This window comes from Sphingopyxis sp. 550B (assembly GCF_057401805.1).
In genome coordinates, this window is the sequence record NZ_CM171610.1 from 801694 (window position 1) to 815670 (window position 13977).

Genomic DNA, 13977 nt, shown 5'->3' on the forward strand with positions numbered 1-13977 from the left:
GCCGCCGGTCGCGACATAATCGTCACCGTCGAAATCGCGGCCAAGCGCCTTGACCCGATTCGCCTCGGCCAGCACCGCGTTGAACCGCGCGAAAGCGCCGCGACGCCGGATATCGGCGGCGAGCCAGGACTGAAGCTCGGCCTCTTCCATTTCACCCAGGGGGGCGCCATGGCGTCGCAAGGCCCAATCGGCGGCCGCCCGATCAATCTCTGCGCTCGACTCGCGCCGTTCCATCACCTTCACCTGCCAAGACGGCCGTCCCCCTATGAGATGCGCGACGGGGTCGTTTTCCGCGCCGACCGAGCAAAGCCGCCAGATCGACCAGCATCGCCACGAGACTGCGCTGGACGCGATCCTCGCTGATGCTCAGTCGGTCCGCAATCTCTCTTTGCGTCATCTCCTCGACGAAACGCAGCAAAAAGATCGACCGTCCCGGCTCTTCCAGTTCGCCGACGGCGAGGGCGAGCCTGTGGAGCTGCTGACGATCCGATACCTGTTCGTCAACCCACGCCTCGTCGGACGGAATCGCCAGTTGCTCCAGATCTTCGACGGCCTGGATCGATACGACCCGCGACCGACGCCAGTAGGCAAGAACGATGTTCCGCGCGATGCCGCGCATATAGGCGCCGACGTTGCGGATGGCGGCATGGTCGTCGACCTCCGCCAGATTCCCGAAGACTTCCTGGACAATGTCATCGGCATCGACGCCGTCGGGCAAGCGCCAGCGCGCGATCGCGGCGCGCAACGCACCTTCCCGCGGAAGGACATGGCGTGCCAGCCATTTGTTGCGTTGCCCGAAATCGTCATCCACGGCCGGCATATACCGATGGGCGCTCCTTCCGTACAAGCTCGCAGAGGCGGCGAAGGACTGGCTGCCTCAGCAAGCCCGGATCATAGACACATGGTCGAAGCGGACGTCGCCGACGATCGAGCCCGGCCGTGCCGGCTCCTCGCGCGCGAGATCGGTCGACAGATAGCGCAGGCTGTTGTCGCAAAAGACCGTCGCCACCACGGCCGCCTCGTCCAGATCGCGCGCGACCTCGATCGCGGCGAGCAGGTTGGCGCCGCTCGAGATGCCGACCCCCATGCCAAGCTCGCTTCCCAGCCGCTGCGCCATACGGATCGCGCAGCTGTCGGAGATCGCCACCGGCCGCGCGAGCCGGTCGAGCCGCACGATCGGCGGGATGAACTCGTCGGAAATGCCCTGGATGCGATGATGGCCGACCTTGTGCCCGGTCGACAGCGTCGGCGATTCGAGCGGCTCGACCGGGTGGACCGACGCCGCGATCCCCGCCGCCGCGAAGCATTCGGCGACCCCCATGACGGTGCCGCCGGTCCCGACCCCAGCCGCAAAGGCATCGGGCCGCAGCCCGAGCGCGACGAGCTGGCGTAGCAGCTCGGTCCCCGTGCCGTCGCGATGCGCGCGGACATTGTCGGCATTGGCGAACTGCCGCGTCAGGAACGCCCCGCGCTCCGCCGCATAGGCTTCGCTCAGGTCTAGCGCGCCGCAAAAGCCCCCCTCGTCGCGGCTCACCAGCCGCAGGTTGGCGCCGAAGGAGCGCAGCAGGCCGCGCCGTTCCTCGCTCATCCAGTCGGGCATGAAGATCGTCACCTTGTGCCCGAGGCTGGTGCCGATCGCCGCCAGCGCGATGCCGGCGTTGCCGCTGGTCATCTCGACGATTGCCTGGCCGGGCGCCAGCTCGCCGCGTTCGCGCGCGCGCAGGATGACCGATGCCGCCATCCGGTCCTTCGTCGATCCCGTCAGGCTGTGGAACTCGGCCTTGGCGAAGATGCGGCACGCGCGCCCCGCGACGGTAAGGTCGAGCCGGATCAGCGGCGTGTTGCCGATCAACGCGTCGAGCCCGAGCCCGGTGGCGACCGTCGGTGAGCGGAAGGCGGTAACAGCATTCATATGGCGGCGTCCTCCAGATTTCGACAGGACGGGCCTAGCAAAGCGGGCGCGATGAAATCATCGCAGAATTCCCCGATTATGCTGGCATATCCGGGAAAATATTCCTATAAATCCTCATATGGTCGAACTGGATGAGACAGATCGCCGCCTGCTTCGCAAATTACAGGCGGATGCCTCGCTTTCGCTCGAACAGCTCGGCGCGGCGGTGCAGCTATCGACGAACAGCGTGTGGCGGCGCGTCAAGCGGCTCGAGGCCGAGGGCGTCATCACGCGGCGGATCGCGCTGCTCGATCCGCAGGCGGTCGGTCTGGGACTGACGGTGTTCGTCGCGATCAAGACCGGCGATCACAGCTTCGCCTGGCTGTCGCGCTTTCGCGAGGCCGCGTCGGCGCACCCGGAAATCGTCGAAATCTATCGCATGGCGGGCGACACCGACTATCTGCTCAAGCTGCACGTCGCGGGCATGGAAGATTATGATCGGGTCTACAAGAAACTGATCGCCAAGGTCGCGCTCAGCGACGTGAGTGCGAGTTTCGCCATGGAAACGCTCAAGAACGAGCGCGCCCTGCCGGTATAGCCATGGCAGGGATTCCGCTTTGCCCCGCGGTGTCACCCGAAACTCGGGTCGCAATTGCCCCCTTTTGACAAGGAACCATTCCCCGGCGAAAGCCGGGGCCCACGCGGAATAGCGCCATGCCATCTGGACCCCGGCTTTCGCCGGGGAACGGGCAGGCCATCGGGCGCACTCGGGAGCGCGCCGCTTCAGCCGCGCGAGATCAGGAAGATCGCGTGCTCGGCGCGCCAGCTCGCCGCGGCGGCGCTCGTCGGCCGGTCGCCCGACAGATACCAGGCACGCTCGACGACGATGCCGCGCTCGCGCAGCAGCTCGCGGAAATCGCTGACCGTCAGATGGTGGATGTTCGGCGTCTCATACCACGCGACGGGCAGCAGCCGCGTCACCGGCATCCGCCCGTTCCACAGCAGCGCGAGCCGGATGCGCCAGTGCGCGAAATTGGGAAAGCTGACGAAGGCGTGCGGCGCGATGCGCAGCAGCTCCTCGATCACCCGGTCGGGGCGCTCGGTCGTCTGCAAGGTCTGCGACAGGATCGCATAATCGAAGGCGCCCGCCGGATACTCGCCGAGGTCGTGGTTCGCGTCGCCCTGCACCACCGACTGGCCGCGCGCGATCGCCGCGGTGACGTTGGCGGGGTCGATCTCCAGCCCGCGCGCGTCGACGCCCTTGTCGCGCAGCGCCGCGATCAGCGTGCCGTCGCCGCAGCCGACGTCGAGCACGCGCGTTCCCGCGGGCACCGCGTCAGCGATGATGGCGAGGTCGGGGCGCAGCGCCATCGTCAGCCGCCGTTCCGCAGCGCGCCGGCGACGAGGCGATCGAGCGCGGGCACGTCGAGCAGGAAGCTGTCGTGGCCGAAGGGCGCCGACAGTTCGACGAAGCTCGCCGCCGCGCCGACGCTTTGCAGCGCCTGGACGATGCGCCGCGATTCGGCGGTCGGATAGAGCCAGTCGGTGTCGAAACTGACCAGCGTGAACCGCACGTCGCCCGCGCCGGCGAAGGCCGCGGCGAGCCGCCCGCCATGCGCTTCGGCGAGGTCGAAATAATCCATCGCGCGCGTGATGTAGAGATAGGCGTTGGCGTCGAAGCGGTCGGTGAAGGCCAGCCCCTGATAGCGCAGATAGGATTCGACCTGGAAATCGGCGTCGAAGCCGAAGCTTTTCGCATCGCGCGCCTGCAGGCGCCGGCCGAACTTCTCGGTCAGCCCGGCTTCCGACAGATAGGTGATGTGCGCGGCCATCCGCGCCACCGCCAGCCCCTTGGTCGGGGCGTGCGCGGCATAATATTGGCCGCCCTGCCAGTCGGGATCGGCCATGATCGCCTGGCGGCCGACTTCGTGGAAGGCGATGTTTTGCGCCGAATGACGCGCCGCGCTGGCGATGACGATCGCCGAGACGAGCCGTTCGGGATAGGCCGAAGCCCAGGCGAGCGCCTGCATCCCGCCCATCGATCCGCCGACGACCGCGTGCAGCCGCGCGATGCCCAGATGGTCGAGCAGCATCGCCTGCGCGCGCACCATGTCGGCGATCGTGATCACCGGAAAACCCATGCCGAAGGGCGCGCCCGTCGCCGGATCGACGGTCGCCGGTCCGCTCGTCCCCATGCAGCTTCCCAGCACGTTCGCGCAGAGGACGAAATAGCGGTCGGTGTCGATCGGCTTGCCCGGCCCGACCATGCGCGCCCACCAGCCGGGCTTGCCGGTCGTCGGATGGTCGCACGCGACATATTGGTCGCCGGTCAGCGCATGGCAGACGAGCACCGCGTTCGACCGATCGGCGTTGAGCGTACCATAGCTCTGGTAGGCGATCGTCACCGACGCAAGCTGCTGCCCGCTGTCGAGCGGCAGCGGCCGGTCGATCGTCACATCCTGATGCCGGAACTGGTGGAGAAGGCTCGCCATGGCTTGCGCGGGGCTAGGCGCGCGCACGAAGGCTGTCAACGTGCTGGACTCGCGGCGCGCAGGCGCTAAACCGCGCGGCATGACCGACACGACCGCTCCCCTAACCCCCAAGCCGTGGATCAGCGGCATCGCGCCCTATGTCCCCGGCAAGTCGGCGGGGGCCGACGGGCGTCCGCTGGTCAAGCTCAGCGCCAACGAAAATCCGCTGGGCACCGGCGAAAAGGCGCGGGCCGCCTTTCGCGCCGCCGCCACCGACGCCGACGCGCTGTCGCGCTACCCCGACCCCGGCGCCGCGGCGCTGCGCGAGGCGATCGCGGCGAAGTTCGGGCTCGACCCGGCGCGCGTCATCTATGGCACCGGGTCCGACGACCTGCTCCACCTCGCCGCGGGCGCATATGCCGGGCCGGGCGACGAGATCCTCTATGTCCGCTATGGCTTCGCGGTCTACGAGATCGCGGCGCGGCGGGTCGGCGCGACGCCGGTCGAGGCCGACGACCGCGACTATGCGACCGACGTCGACGCGCTGCTCGCCCGCGTGACCGAGCGGACGCGGGTCGTCTATCTCGCCAACCCCAACAACCCGACCGGCACGCTCGCGACGCGCGAAGAGGTCGCGCGGCTGCACGCGGGGCTGCCGCGCGATGTGCTGCTCGTCATCGACCAGGCCTATGCCGAATATCTCGACCCGCAGCAGGACGACGGCGGGCTGGAGCTGGCGAAAAGCGCCCCCAACGTGTTCGTCACGCGGACCTTTTCCAAGATCCACGGCCTGGCCGCCGAACGCATCGGCTGGGGCTATGCCAGCGACGAGGTGATCGCGGCGCTGCACCGCATCCGCCTGCCGTTCAACGTCACGCGCTGCGGACAGGCGGCGGCGATCGCGGCGCTGGGCGACGAGGATTTCGTCACCGCCAGCCGCACCCACAACGCCCGCTGGCGCACATGGCTGGCGCAGGAACTCGACGGTTTCGGCAACCGCGGCGTCCGCGTGGTGCCGTCGGCGACCAATTTCCTGCTGGTGCTGTTCGAAGGCGACGTCACCGCGGAGGCGATGTACCAGCGGCTGATGGAGGCGGGCTATATCGTGCGCTGGCTGCCCGGACAGGGCCTGCCGCACGCATTGCGGATGACGATCGGCACCGAGGACGAGACGCGCGGGCTCGCGGCGGCGATCCGCGCCGCGCTCGAAGGCTGAACCGCGTGGCGCGCACCATCGGGACGGTGACGGTCGTCGGGCTCGGGCTGATCGGCTCGTCGATCGCGCGCGCGGTCATGGCGCGGCTGCCCGACGTGACGGTGACCGGCCACGACGCCAGCGCCGGGGTGCGCGCCGAGGCGCGCGCGCTGGGCCTGTGCCACCGGATCGCCGACGATCCGGCCGACGCGGTGACGGGCGCCGACCTCGTCATCCTCGCGGTGCCGGTGGGGCGGATGGCCGATGCGGCGCGCGTCTGCGCGCCGGGGCTGAAGCCCGACGCGATCATATCCGACGTCGGATCGTCGAAGAGCGGCGTCGGCGCGGCGCTGCGCGCGGCGCTGCCCGATCATCTCGTCATCCCCGCGCACCCGGTCGCGGGGACCGAGAACAGCGGCCCGGCGGCGGGCTTCGCGACGCTGTTCGAGGGGCGCTGGTGCATCGTCACCCCGGCCGCCGACGCCCCGGCGGACGCGGTCGCGGCGCTCACCGGCTTCTGGCAGGCGCTCGGCGCGCGGATCGAGACGATGGACGCCGCGCATCACGATCTGGTGCTCGCGGTGACGAGCCACCTGCCGCACCTGATCGCCTATACGATCGTCGGCACCGCCAGCGAGCTCGAAGAGGTGACCGAGAGCGAGGTGATCAAATATTCGGCCGGCGGCTTCCGCGACTTTACGCGCATCGCCGCGAGCGACCCGGTGATGTGGCGCGACGTCTTCCTCGCCAACCGCGACGCGGTGCTGGCGACGCTCCAGCGCTTCAACGAGGATCTGACCGTGCTCCAGCAGGCGATCCGCCGCGGCGACGGCGACAAGCTGGAGGCATGGTTCACCCGCACCCGCGCGATCCGCCGCTCGATCATCGCCGAAGGACAGGACGATCCCGCCCCCGATTTCGGGCGGAAGCACTGAACGCCATAGTCGCCCCGGCGAAAGCCGGAGCCGCTATCGGCCTTGCGCTCCATCTCGATCGGCCCTGGCTTTCGTTAGAGTATGTGGACAAATTCCGATTGTGCATTCTGGCAGGTTTGGGGTGGGAAGCGGTCGTTTGAGACATGCCCTGGTTTCCCCTCCCGCAGGCGGGAGGGGCAGCGAGACTTACGAACTTGTTCGTTAGTCGCAGCGGGGTGGGCCTTTGCACCGTCGCTGCCCACCCCCAACCCCTCCCGCTTGCGGGAGGGGAGACGGACGGCAGCTTCCGGTCGCTTGCAGTCGCCCGAATTTGTCCACGCTACCTATGGCGACAATTATTCCGATGCCGTTTCCAGCGCCGCGGGCGGATTGAGCGCGTTGATCGCGCGCCAGACGCGGTCCTCCGCCTCGTCGCGCGGCAGGCCGGCGGGAATCGTCTCGCCGATCCGGTAGGTAATCGTGCCCGACCATTTGACCCAGCGGCGCGGCGGATAGGCGACGCCGCTGTTCACCGCGACCGGGATCACCGGCACGCCCAGCATCCGGTACATGCCCGCGAATCCCGCGCGCAGCGACGGTGCCTGGCCGTGCGGCACGCGCGTTCCCTCGGCGAACAGCACCAGCGGCCGGCCGTTGGCCAGCGCCGCCTTCGCCGCGGCGAGCATCGCGCGCATCGCCTTGCCGCCGCCGTCGCGGTCGACCGGGATCAGGCCATAGAAGCGCGCCGCCTGCCCCCAGACGGGGATCGAGAACAGTTCCTCCTTCGCGAACACCGCGGGCCAGCGGAACAGCATCGGCTGTTCGATCGTCTCGAACGCGCTTTCATGCTTGAAGACATAGAGGACCGGCGTGTCGGGCATCGCGCCCTCGACCACGACGCGGTGGCCGAGGATGAAGCGGCAGATCAGGCGGTGGAACTGCGCCCACAGCCGCACGAACCAGCGCGTCGCATGGTGCGAGACGGGAAGCGCGACGACCGCGCCGATCGAGCAGATGCTGCTCATGATGACGAAGGCGATCCAGAACAGGATCGACCGGACAAGGGCGAGCGCGTATCTCACAGGCCGAGCAGGCCGCCCGCGAGCCCGGCCAGAAACTTGTGATATTCGCGGAACAGCGTCGAAAAGCTCGGCTGGCTGCGCACCGCGTCGGGCAGGATCGTCACCTTGTCGCCGAGCGCGCGACCGAGTTCGTAGCGGGCGCGGCGCATGTGCCAGTCGGTCGTCACCAGCCGGATGCTGCGATAGTTGCGCCGCGCAACCCAGCTGGCGACCTCGGTCGCGTTCGAGCGCGTGTCCTCCGCCTCGAACCCCAGCGCGATGCAGCAGTCGAACAGCGCCTGCGGCCGCCGGTATTCGGCCGCCAGTTCCTTCGGCTTGACCTCGCGCGCGACGCCGCTGATCAGGACGCGCTTCGCCTGTCCCGCCTCGAGCAGGTCGAGCGCGCGGTCGATGCGCCCGGGGCCGCCGGTGAGCACGACGATCGCGTCGGTCTTCTGCGGCGGCGCAGGCATCGGCGGCAGCAGCGCGAACCAGGCGAAGCCGAGCACCCAGGCCAGGAACAGGAGCGATATCAGGCGCTTGATCATAATATCTTCTTGAGCGCGGCGAGCAGCGTCTGGCGCGCCGTCAGAGCGGCTAGCGCGATAGCCAATAGGGGCAGCGCCAGCAAGAGCGCCCAGCCCGCCGGGCCGAGCGAGGCGGTCGCGGCGAGGCCGGCGGTGACGCCCGACCATTGCCAGCCGATCAGCAGCAGGATCGCCGCCGCGACCGCGCTGCCGAGCGCGATGCCATAGGCGGTGTCGATCGCGATCCGGCGCTGGAACAGCCGCGCGATCTGGCGGTCGGTCGCGCCGATCAGGTGCAGCATCTCGATCGTCGCATAATGGGTGCCGAGCGCGGCGCGTGCCGTCATGATCACCACCGCGGCGCTCGCGGCGATCATCAGCAGGACGAGCCCGCCGGCCACCCAGGCGAGCGAGCGGATCAGCCGCGCGACGGGGCCCAGCCATTCGGCGTGCGGGATGATGCGCGCGCCCGGCGCCTCGGCGCTGACCAGCGCGCGCAGCCGCGCCATCTGGCCGGCGCGGTCGCCGCCGCCGACGAAGTCGATGTCGACGAGCGCGGGAAGCGGCAGCGACTTCAGCACCGGGTCGTCGCCCCCCTCGCTGCCGAACCATTGCCCGAGCGTCGCGAGCAGTTCGTCCTGTTCGACCGCGCGCGCCGCGCGGACATAGGGCTCGCCCGCGGCACGGCGCCGCAGCGCCGCGGCCTGTGCGGCGCGCGCCACGGGGTTCGCCGTGACGATCTGCACCGTCACCCGCCCGGCGATCGCGTCGCCGATCGCGTTCGCCGATCGCGCCAGCCCGATCCCGGCGGCGGCGGCGAGCAAGGTCAGCATCATCAGGATCGCGATCACCCACGGGGTGGGCCCCGTCAGGCGGCGGTCGGGAAGCAGGCGGCGGTGCTGGACGGGAACGCGCGGGATGATCATGACGTCACGCGCGATTGGGCGGATAGCGCAGCGCGCCGGTGGGGTCGGACAGCCGTCCCTTTTCGAGCCGCATCATCTGGGCGTTGTCGATGCGGCTGATCAGGTGGATGTCGTGCGTCGCGACGACGACGGTGGTGCCCAGCCGGTTGAGCGCCTCGAACAGCCCCAGCAGGCGCATCGCCATGTCCGGGTCGACGTTGCCGGTCGGCTCGTCGGCGACGAGCAGCTGCGGCCGCGCGATCACCGCGCGCGCGATCGCGACGCGCTGCTGCTCGCCGCCCGACAGCGTCGGCGGAAAGGCGTCGGCGCGCGCGCTGAGCCCGATCCAGCTCAGCATCTCGCCGACCGGGCCCGCCAGATCCTCCTCGCTCACCCCCGCGATGCGCAGCGGCAGCGCGATATTGTCGCGCGCGCTCAGGTGCGGGATCAGCCGGAAATCCTGGAAGACGACGCCGATGCGGCGGCGGAAACCGGGCAGGCGATGGCGCGGCATCGCCACCAGATCCTCGCCGAACAGCCGCACGATGCCGCGGCTCGGCCGCTGCGCCAGATAGAGCATGCGGAGCAGCGACGTCTTTCCCGCACCCGACGCGCCGGTGAGGAAATAGAAGCTGCCGGGCTGGAGATTGAAGCTGATGTCGGACAGGATTTCGGCGTCGGGACCGTAGCGCAGCCCGACCCCGCTGAACTCGACCATCGCGCCGCCGGGGCGCGGGGGCGCAGCGTCCGTCATGGCGTCACCGGCGCGCGGCATCGCGCCCCGCCGGGTTGCGGAAGAAGGGAGCCTCGGCGCTCATCCGCTGCCTGTTGCATGCCTTCCCCGCGACGTAAAGCGCTTAGCGGTGCCGTTTGCGGCCCCGGCGGCGCGCGGCCCGCCACGCGGCGCTTGCCAGCGCGCGACTCAGCGTGTTTAGAGGGGCCATGATCCTCGCCTGCCCTTCGTGCCACACGCGCTACGTCGTTCCCGATACGGCGATCGGACCGAACGGCCGCACCGTGCGATGCGCCAACTGCCGCCATAGCTGGTTCCAGGAACCGTCGGCGGCCGCCGCACAGTCCGAAGCGATCGTCGTGCCGCCGCCCGCCGACGGTCCCTCCGCGCCGCCAGCCCAGGCTGCCGCCGGCGTCCCCGCCGCGCCACCGGCCGAACAAGCCGCCGATCCGGCGCCGCCCCCGCCGCAGGCTTTCGCCGCAGAGGCGCCTCCGCGCCCCGCCGCGCCCCCGGCCGAGGAGCCGCTGCCTTTCCGCCGTCCGCGCCGCAATCCCGCGAAGCGCTGGACGCTGGTCGCCGCGGCGGCCGCGGTGCTGATGATCGGCGCGACCGCCGGCCTCTACATGTTCGGCCTGCCGGGCTGGGCGCAGGGGCTCGGCCTGCCGGGCACCGCCGCCGAGCCCGATCTGGTCATCGAACTGCCGCCCAATCAGGATCATCGCGAGCTTGCCGACGGCACCATCTATTTCGCGGCGAGCGGCACGATCATCAACCCGACCGACCGCGCGCAGACGGTGCCCCCGATCCTCGCCGAACTGCGCGACGCGCAGGGAACGATCGTCTACAGCTGGACGATCAAGCCGCCCGTGCGCACGCTGCCGCCCAACGAGAAGGTCAATTTCTCCGAAGCCAAGCTCGACATTCCGCGCCGCGCTACACAGCTCACCGTCAGCTGGTCGCTGCCGAAAGGCTGACCGCGCCGCCAGCCGCCGCGATGCCATGACGTCACCAGCGCAGACGCGGGCGGGATAGTCGGCGGACGGCCATCGCGGGTTGTTTCGCCCAATGCCGCACAACGGTCGATAGACCATTGCTGGCACGTCACGCTCTTGCTAGAGGCCGCGCTCTACCGGCACCCGTAGCTCAGCTGGATAGAGCGCTGCCCTCCGAAGGCAGAGGTCACAGGTTCGAATCCTGTCGGGTGCGCCACACCGCTAAAAGCCATCCCGGAATATCGGCCTTCACCGCTGCGCCGCAATCCAGTCGTGGACGATGTCGGCGGCCTGCTGTGCCAGTTCGGGCTGCCCGAAATAATAATGGTTGGCGCCCTCGATCACATGATGGTCCTTGGTGCAATGGACCGCGGCGTCCATCAGCCGCGCCGCGTGGCTGGGCGTGCAGGCGTCGTCGGCGCCGTTCTCGATCACCAGCATCGGGCAGGCGATGCGCGCGGCGCATTTGAGGCCGTCGGCGTTGGATTCGTCATAGGCCCATTGCGACAGCCAGCTGCGCAGCGTGGTGAAGCGGGCGAGGCCCACCGGGCCGTCGTTGACGACCTTCGGGTCGCCCAGCATGCACCAGTTCGGCCTGCGGTCGCTGGGGTCGAGCGTCGGGTCGAGGAAGCGCGGGTCGGCCATCGTCCCCTGCACGGTGAAGCAGCGTTCGTGATCGGCGAGCCCCGCCGCCTTCAGCGCCGCCAGTTCCTGTTTCGCCCACGCCGTGATGCGCCGGTTGCGCGCGATCTGTGCCGCACGATACTCGGCGACGAACGCCGCCGAATAGGGCGGCCTGGGTCCATCCGCGGCATAGAGGTCGAGGCGGGGATCGCGGTCGAAGGGCCGCGTCTCGTCGGTGATCGACGGATCGAGCCATTCGGTGAGCGTCAGGTTGCGCGACAGATGCGCGGCGAGCAGCAGCACGCCGTCGGCGGGAATGAACTTCGCCGCGGTCAGGTCGTAGGGATCGCCCGCGGGCGTGTGCGTGACGCGCGGGTCCTGCGCCTCGGCCTGGTAGAACATCGACAGCGCGCCGCCGCCCGACCAGCCGCCGAGATAGACCTTGCTGTAGCCCAGCCGTTCCTTCGCATCGCGGATGCAGGCGGCGAAATCCATGACCGCGCGCTCCATGATCAGCGCCGTGTCGTTGCCGCGATAGCGGGTGTTGCAATAGATGGTGTGGACGCCGCGCTTCGCCAGCGTGCTGACCAGCGGCAGCCAGGCGCCGCCGCCGATCGGGTGCGAGAAGATGACGACGCTGTCCGACGGCACCTCGGGCTTCAGCAGATGCGCCTCGATCGCGACCTTGCCGATCTGCCCGCCATAGGTGTCCTTGAAGGCGCTGACCTCGTCGAAGACGACCAGATAGGGAATGCGTTCATATTTCATGCCGGTTCCCCCTCACGCGTCGCCGCGGCTGCGGCGGTCGAGCGCCTCGGCGCCGAATTTCGCTTCCTTCGCCGCGCGCGTGCGCTCGCTCCACCGGGCGAGCGTCTGCCCGAAGTTGCGCTGCTCCTCGTCGAGGATGCGGTCGTGATCGGCGGTGCGGTACGTCAGCTCGATCTGGATGCCGTTGGGGTCGTACATGTAGATGGAGCGGACGAAATGATGGTCGATCGGTCCGTGCGCGGTGACGCCGTGGGCGCGGATGCGGTCGCGCATCGCGATCAGGTCGTCCTCGCCCCCGACCTCGAACGCCCAGTGCATGTCGAAGCTGTCCTTGCGCGCGAACCACGCCGGGTCGGCCGATCCGGGGGCGTCGAAGAAGGCGATATGTTCGCCGTTCCGCATGCGGAAGAAGACATGCAGATAGGGATCGTCGGCGCCGCTGCCGGGCACCTCCTCGACGATGATGCCGGTCGGATCGGCGAGCCCCAGCACGTCGCGGTAGAACCAGATCGTCTGTTCGGCATCGCGGCAGCGAAAGGCGGCGTGGTGGACGCCGACGATCGGCCTGGGTTCGATGGATGTCATAGGGCCTCCTTGCGCGATGCCGTCAGCGGCCGCCCGGCGACAGCGATATGTCCAGCCGCTTCATGGCGAGGACGAAATTGGAACGGATATAGGTGGGGTCCGACACGACCTCGTAGCGGGGAAAGCGGCGCAGCAACGCCTCGAGGATCAGCGAGAGCTGGAGCATCGCAAGCCGCGAGCCGAGGCAGTGGTGGATGCCATAGCCGAAGGCGATGTGCCGGTTGGCGTTGGCGCGGCCGATGTCGAGCGCATAGGGATCGGCGAACAGCGCGGGATCGTGATTGGCCGCGCCATAGAGCATCGCGACGCGCTCGCCCGCCGCGACCTGCGCCGGTCCGACCTCGACGTCCCGCGTCGCGGTCCGCGCCATGTGGATGACGGGACTGAAGCGGCGCAGGATCTCCTGCACCGCGCGCGGGATCAGCGCGGGGTCGTCGACCAGCGCGCGCCGCTGGTCGGGATGGTTCGCGAGCAGCCAGATCGCGCCCGACAGCGAACTGCGCGTCGTTTCGTTGCCCGCGGCGATCAGGTTGGAGAAATAGCTGACCTGCTCGGTGCGGCTGAGCGGCCGTCCGTCGGGCAGCGTCGCGTGCGCGATGCAGCTGATCACATCGTCGCGCGGTTCGCGGCGGCGGCTTTCGAGCAGTGACCAGCCATAGTCGAAGATGGCGAGGTAGCGCTCGTTCGCCACCGCCTTCGACGGCGCGAGTTCGGGATCGTCGGTGCCGAAGACCGCGTTGGTGAATTCGAAGACGCGCCATTCGTCCTCGGGCGGGACGCCGATGATCGCGCAGATCGTGCTGATCGGCACCCGCGCGCCGATCTCTTCGACGAACTCCACCCGGTCGCGGCCGGCGAGTCCGGCCATCAGCCGGTCGACGCCCTGCCGCACCAGCGGTTCGACCGCGGCGATGCCCGACGGCATGAAGAAGGGCGTGACCAGCCGGCGGAACGGCGCATGCTCCGGCTCGTCCATCGACAGCATGAAGCGGCTGAGCACCTTGCCGATTTCCGGGTCCATCGACGCGCGGTGCGCGGTGTGGACGCGAAAGCCGCGCGCGGTGCTGAAATGCGCGCTGTCGGCGCTGATCGCCCGGATCGCCTCGTGATCGGTGGCGAGCCACAGCCGCTCGCCGTCGGCGCCTTCGACCGGCACGACGGGCCCCTGCCGCCGCAACGCATCATAGGCGGCATGCGGGTGGCCGGCGCGGAAGCAGTCGGGATCGACCAGGTCGAAGCGCCCGGTCGATCCCGCCGCCGCGTCTGCCGAAGGAGCCGGCGATGGAGCCGCCGCGACCGTCACGTCCGCCC

At 69.4% G+C, this 13977-nt stretch carries 15 protein-coding genes and 1 tRNA gene; 5 read left to right on the forward strand and 11 right to left on the reverse strand.

Going from position 1 to position 13977, the window contains the following annotated elements:
* Positions 1 to 202 precede the first annotated feature (202 nt).
* Together AC2S9W_RS03685 and AC2S9W_RS03690 are read right to left on the reverse strand one after the other, a co-directional pair.
* Positions 203 to 820 carry a sigma-70 family RNA polymerase sigma factor gene (locus AC2S9W_RS03685; protein WP_286749895.1) on the reverse strand — a complete coding sequence of 206 codons (618 nt, stop codon included), beginning with the start codon at positions 818 to 820 and terminating at the stop codon, positions 203 to 205.
* A gap of 57 nt (positions 821 to 877) precedes the next feature.
* Positions 878 to 1912, reverse strand: a complete 1035-nt coding sequence (locus AC2S9W_RS03690) for a PLP-dependent cysteine synthase family protein (RefSeq protein ID WP_486571641.1) — start codon at positions 1910 to 1912, stop codon at positions 878 to 880.
* A gap of 118 nt (positions 1913 to 2030) precedes the next feature.
* Here AC2S9W_RS03690 and AC2S9W_RS03695 point away from each other — a divergent pair, with 118 nt between their 5' ends.
* Positions 2031 to 2489: an Lrp/AsnC family transcriptional regulator gene (locus AC2S9W_RS03695; RefSeq protein ID WP_067186591.1), complete on the forward strand. Its 459-nt coding sequence runs from the start codon at positions 2031 to 2033 to the stop codon at positions 2487 to 2489.
* 185 nt (positions 2490 to 2674) lie between these two features.
* Here the strand turns inward: AC2S9W_RS03695 and metW are convergent, their stop codons facing one another.
* On the reverse strand, positions 2675 to 3262 hold the full coding sequence (gene metW, locus AC2S9W_RS03700; RefSeq protein ID WP_067109378.1) for a methionine biosynthesis protein MetW: 588 nt from the start codon (positions 3260 to 3262) through the stop codon (positions 2675 to 2677).
* Positions 3263 to 3264: 2 nt separating this feature from the next.
* Complete coding sequence (metX, locus tag AC2S9W_RS03705; protein ID WP_067109381.1) at positions 3265 to 4383, reverse strand: homoserine O-acetyltransferase MetX; 1119 nt, start codon at positions 4381 to 4383, stop codon at positions 3265 to 3267.
* 79 nt (positions 4384 to 4462) lie between these two features.
* Between metX and hisC the strand changes: the two genes are divergently transcribed.
* On the forward strand, positions 4463 to 5578 hold the full coding sequence (gene hisC, locus AC2S9W_RS03710) for a histidinol-phosphate transaminase (RefSeq protein ID WP_212598013.1): 1116 nt from the start codon (positions 4463 to 4465) through the stop codon (positions 5576 to 5578).
* 5 nt (positions 5579 to 5583) lie between these two features.
* Positions 5584 to 6492: a prephenate/arogenate dehydrogenase family protein gene (locus AC2S9W_RS03715; protein ID WP_286749892.1), complete on the forward strand. Its 909-nt coding sequence runs from the start codon at positions 5584 to 5586 to the stop codon at positions 6490 to 6492.
* 335 nt (positions 6493 to 6827) lie between these two features.
* Here the strand turns inward: AC2S9W_RS03715 and AC2S9W_RS03720 are convergent, their stop codons facing one another.
* The 4 genes from AC2S9W_RS03720 to ftsE are packed head-to-tail and all read right to left on the reverse strand — an operon-like array spanning position 6828 to position 9718.
* Positions 6828 to 7553: a lysophospholipid acyltransferase family protein gene (locus tag AC2S9W_RS03720; RefSeq protein ID WP_067109394.1), complete on the reverse strand. Its 726-nt coding sequence runs from the start codon at positions 7551 to 7553 to the stop codon at positions 6828 to 6830.
* A complete protein-coding gene (locus tag AC2S9W_RS03725; RefSeq protein ID WP_067109397.1) occupies positions 7550 to 8080 on the reverse strand; it encodes a YdcF family protein in 531 nt (176 codons plus the stop codon). The genes AC2S9W_RS03720 and AC2S9W_RS03725 overlap by 4 nt, the downstream gene beginning before the upstream one ends.
* Positions 8077 to 8985, reverse strand: a complete 909-nt coding sequence (locus AC2S9W_RS03730; RefSeq protein WP_067109400.1) for a cell division protein FtsX — start codon at positions 8983 to 8985, stop codon at positions 8077 to 8079. Before AC2S9W_RS03730 ends, AC2S9W_RS03725 begins: the two co-directional genes overlap by 4 nt.
* A gap of 4 nt (positions 8986 to 8989) precedes the next feature.
* Complete coding sequence (ftsE, locus tag AC2S9W_RS03735) at positions 8990 to 9718, reverse strand: cell division ATP-binding protein FtsE (RefSeq protein WP_067109442.1); 729 nt, start codon at positions 9716 to 9718, stop codon at positions 8990 to 8992.
* A gap of 188 nt (positions 9719 to 9906) precedes the next feature.
* On the opposite strand from ftsE, the gene AC2S9W_RS03740 reads away from it, so the two are divergent.
* Together AC2S9W_RS03740 and AC2S9W_RS03745 are read left to right on the forward strand one after the other, a co-directional pair.
* Positions 9907 to 10671, forward strand: a complete 765-nt coding sequence (locus tag AC2S9W_RS03740) for a zinc-ribbon domain-containing protein (protein ID WP_067109403.1) — start codon at positions 9907 to 9909, stop codon at positions 10669 to 10671.
* 158 nt (positions 10672 to 10829) lie between these two features.
* Positions 10830 to 10906: transfer RNA gene (locus AC2S9W_RS03745), tRNA-Arg, on the forward strand.
* A gap of 32 nt (positions 10907 to 10938) precedes the next feature.
* Here AC2S9W_RS03745 and AC2S9W_RS03750 read toward each other — a convergent pair.
* Genes AC2S9W_RS03750 through AC2S9W_RS03760 form a run of 3 tightly spaced genes read right to left on the reverse strand, consistent with a single transcriptional unit; the run spans position 10939 to position 13969 of the window.
* Positions 10939 to 12081: an alpha/beta hydrolase family protein gene (locus tag AC2S9W_RS03750; RefSeq protein WP_486571642.1), complete on the reverse strand. Its 1143-nt coding sequence runs from the start codon at positions 12079 to 12081 to the stop codon at positions 10939 to 10941.
* Between the two features lie 12 nt (positions 12082 to 12093).
* Positions 12094 to 12666, reverse strand: a complete 573-nt coding sequence (locus tag AC2S9W_RS03755; RefSeq protein WP_067109407.1) for a VOC family protein — start codon at positions 12664 to 12666, stop codon at positions 12094 to 12096.
* A gap of 22 nt (positions 12667 to 12688) precedes the next feature.
* The gene (locus AC2S9W_RS03760; RefSeq protein ID WP_486571643.1) at positions 12689 to 13969 is read right to left on the reverse strand and encodes a cytochrome P450; all 1281 of its coding nucleotides are present in this window, start codon (positions 13967 to 13969) and stop codon (positions 12689 to 12691) included.
* Positions 13970 to 13977: the final 8 nt, after the last annotated feature.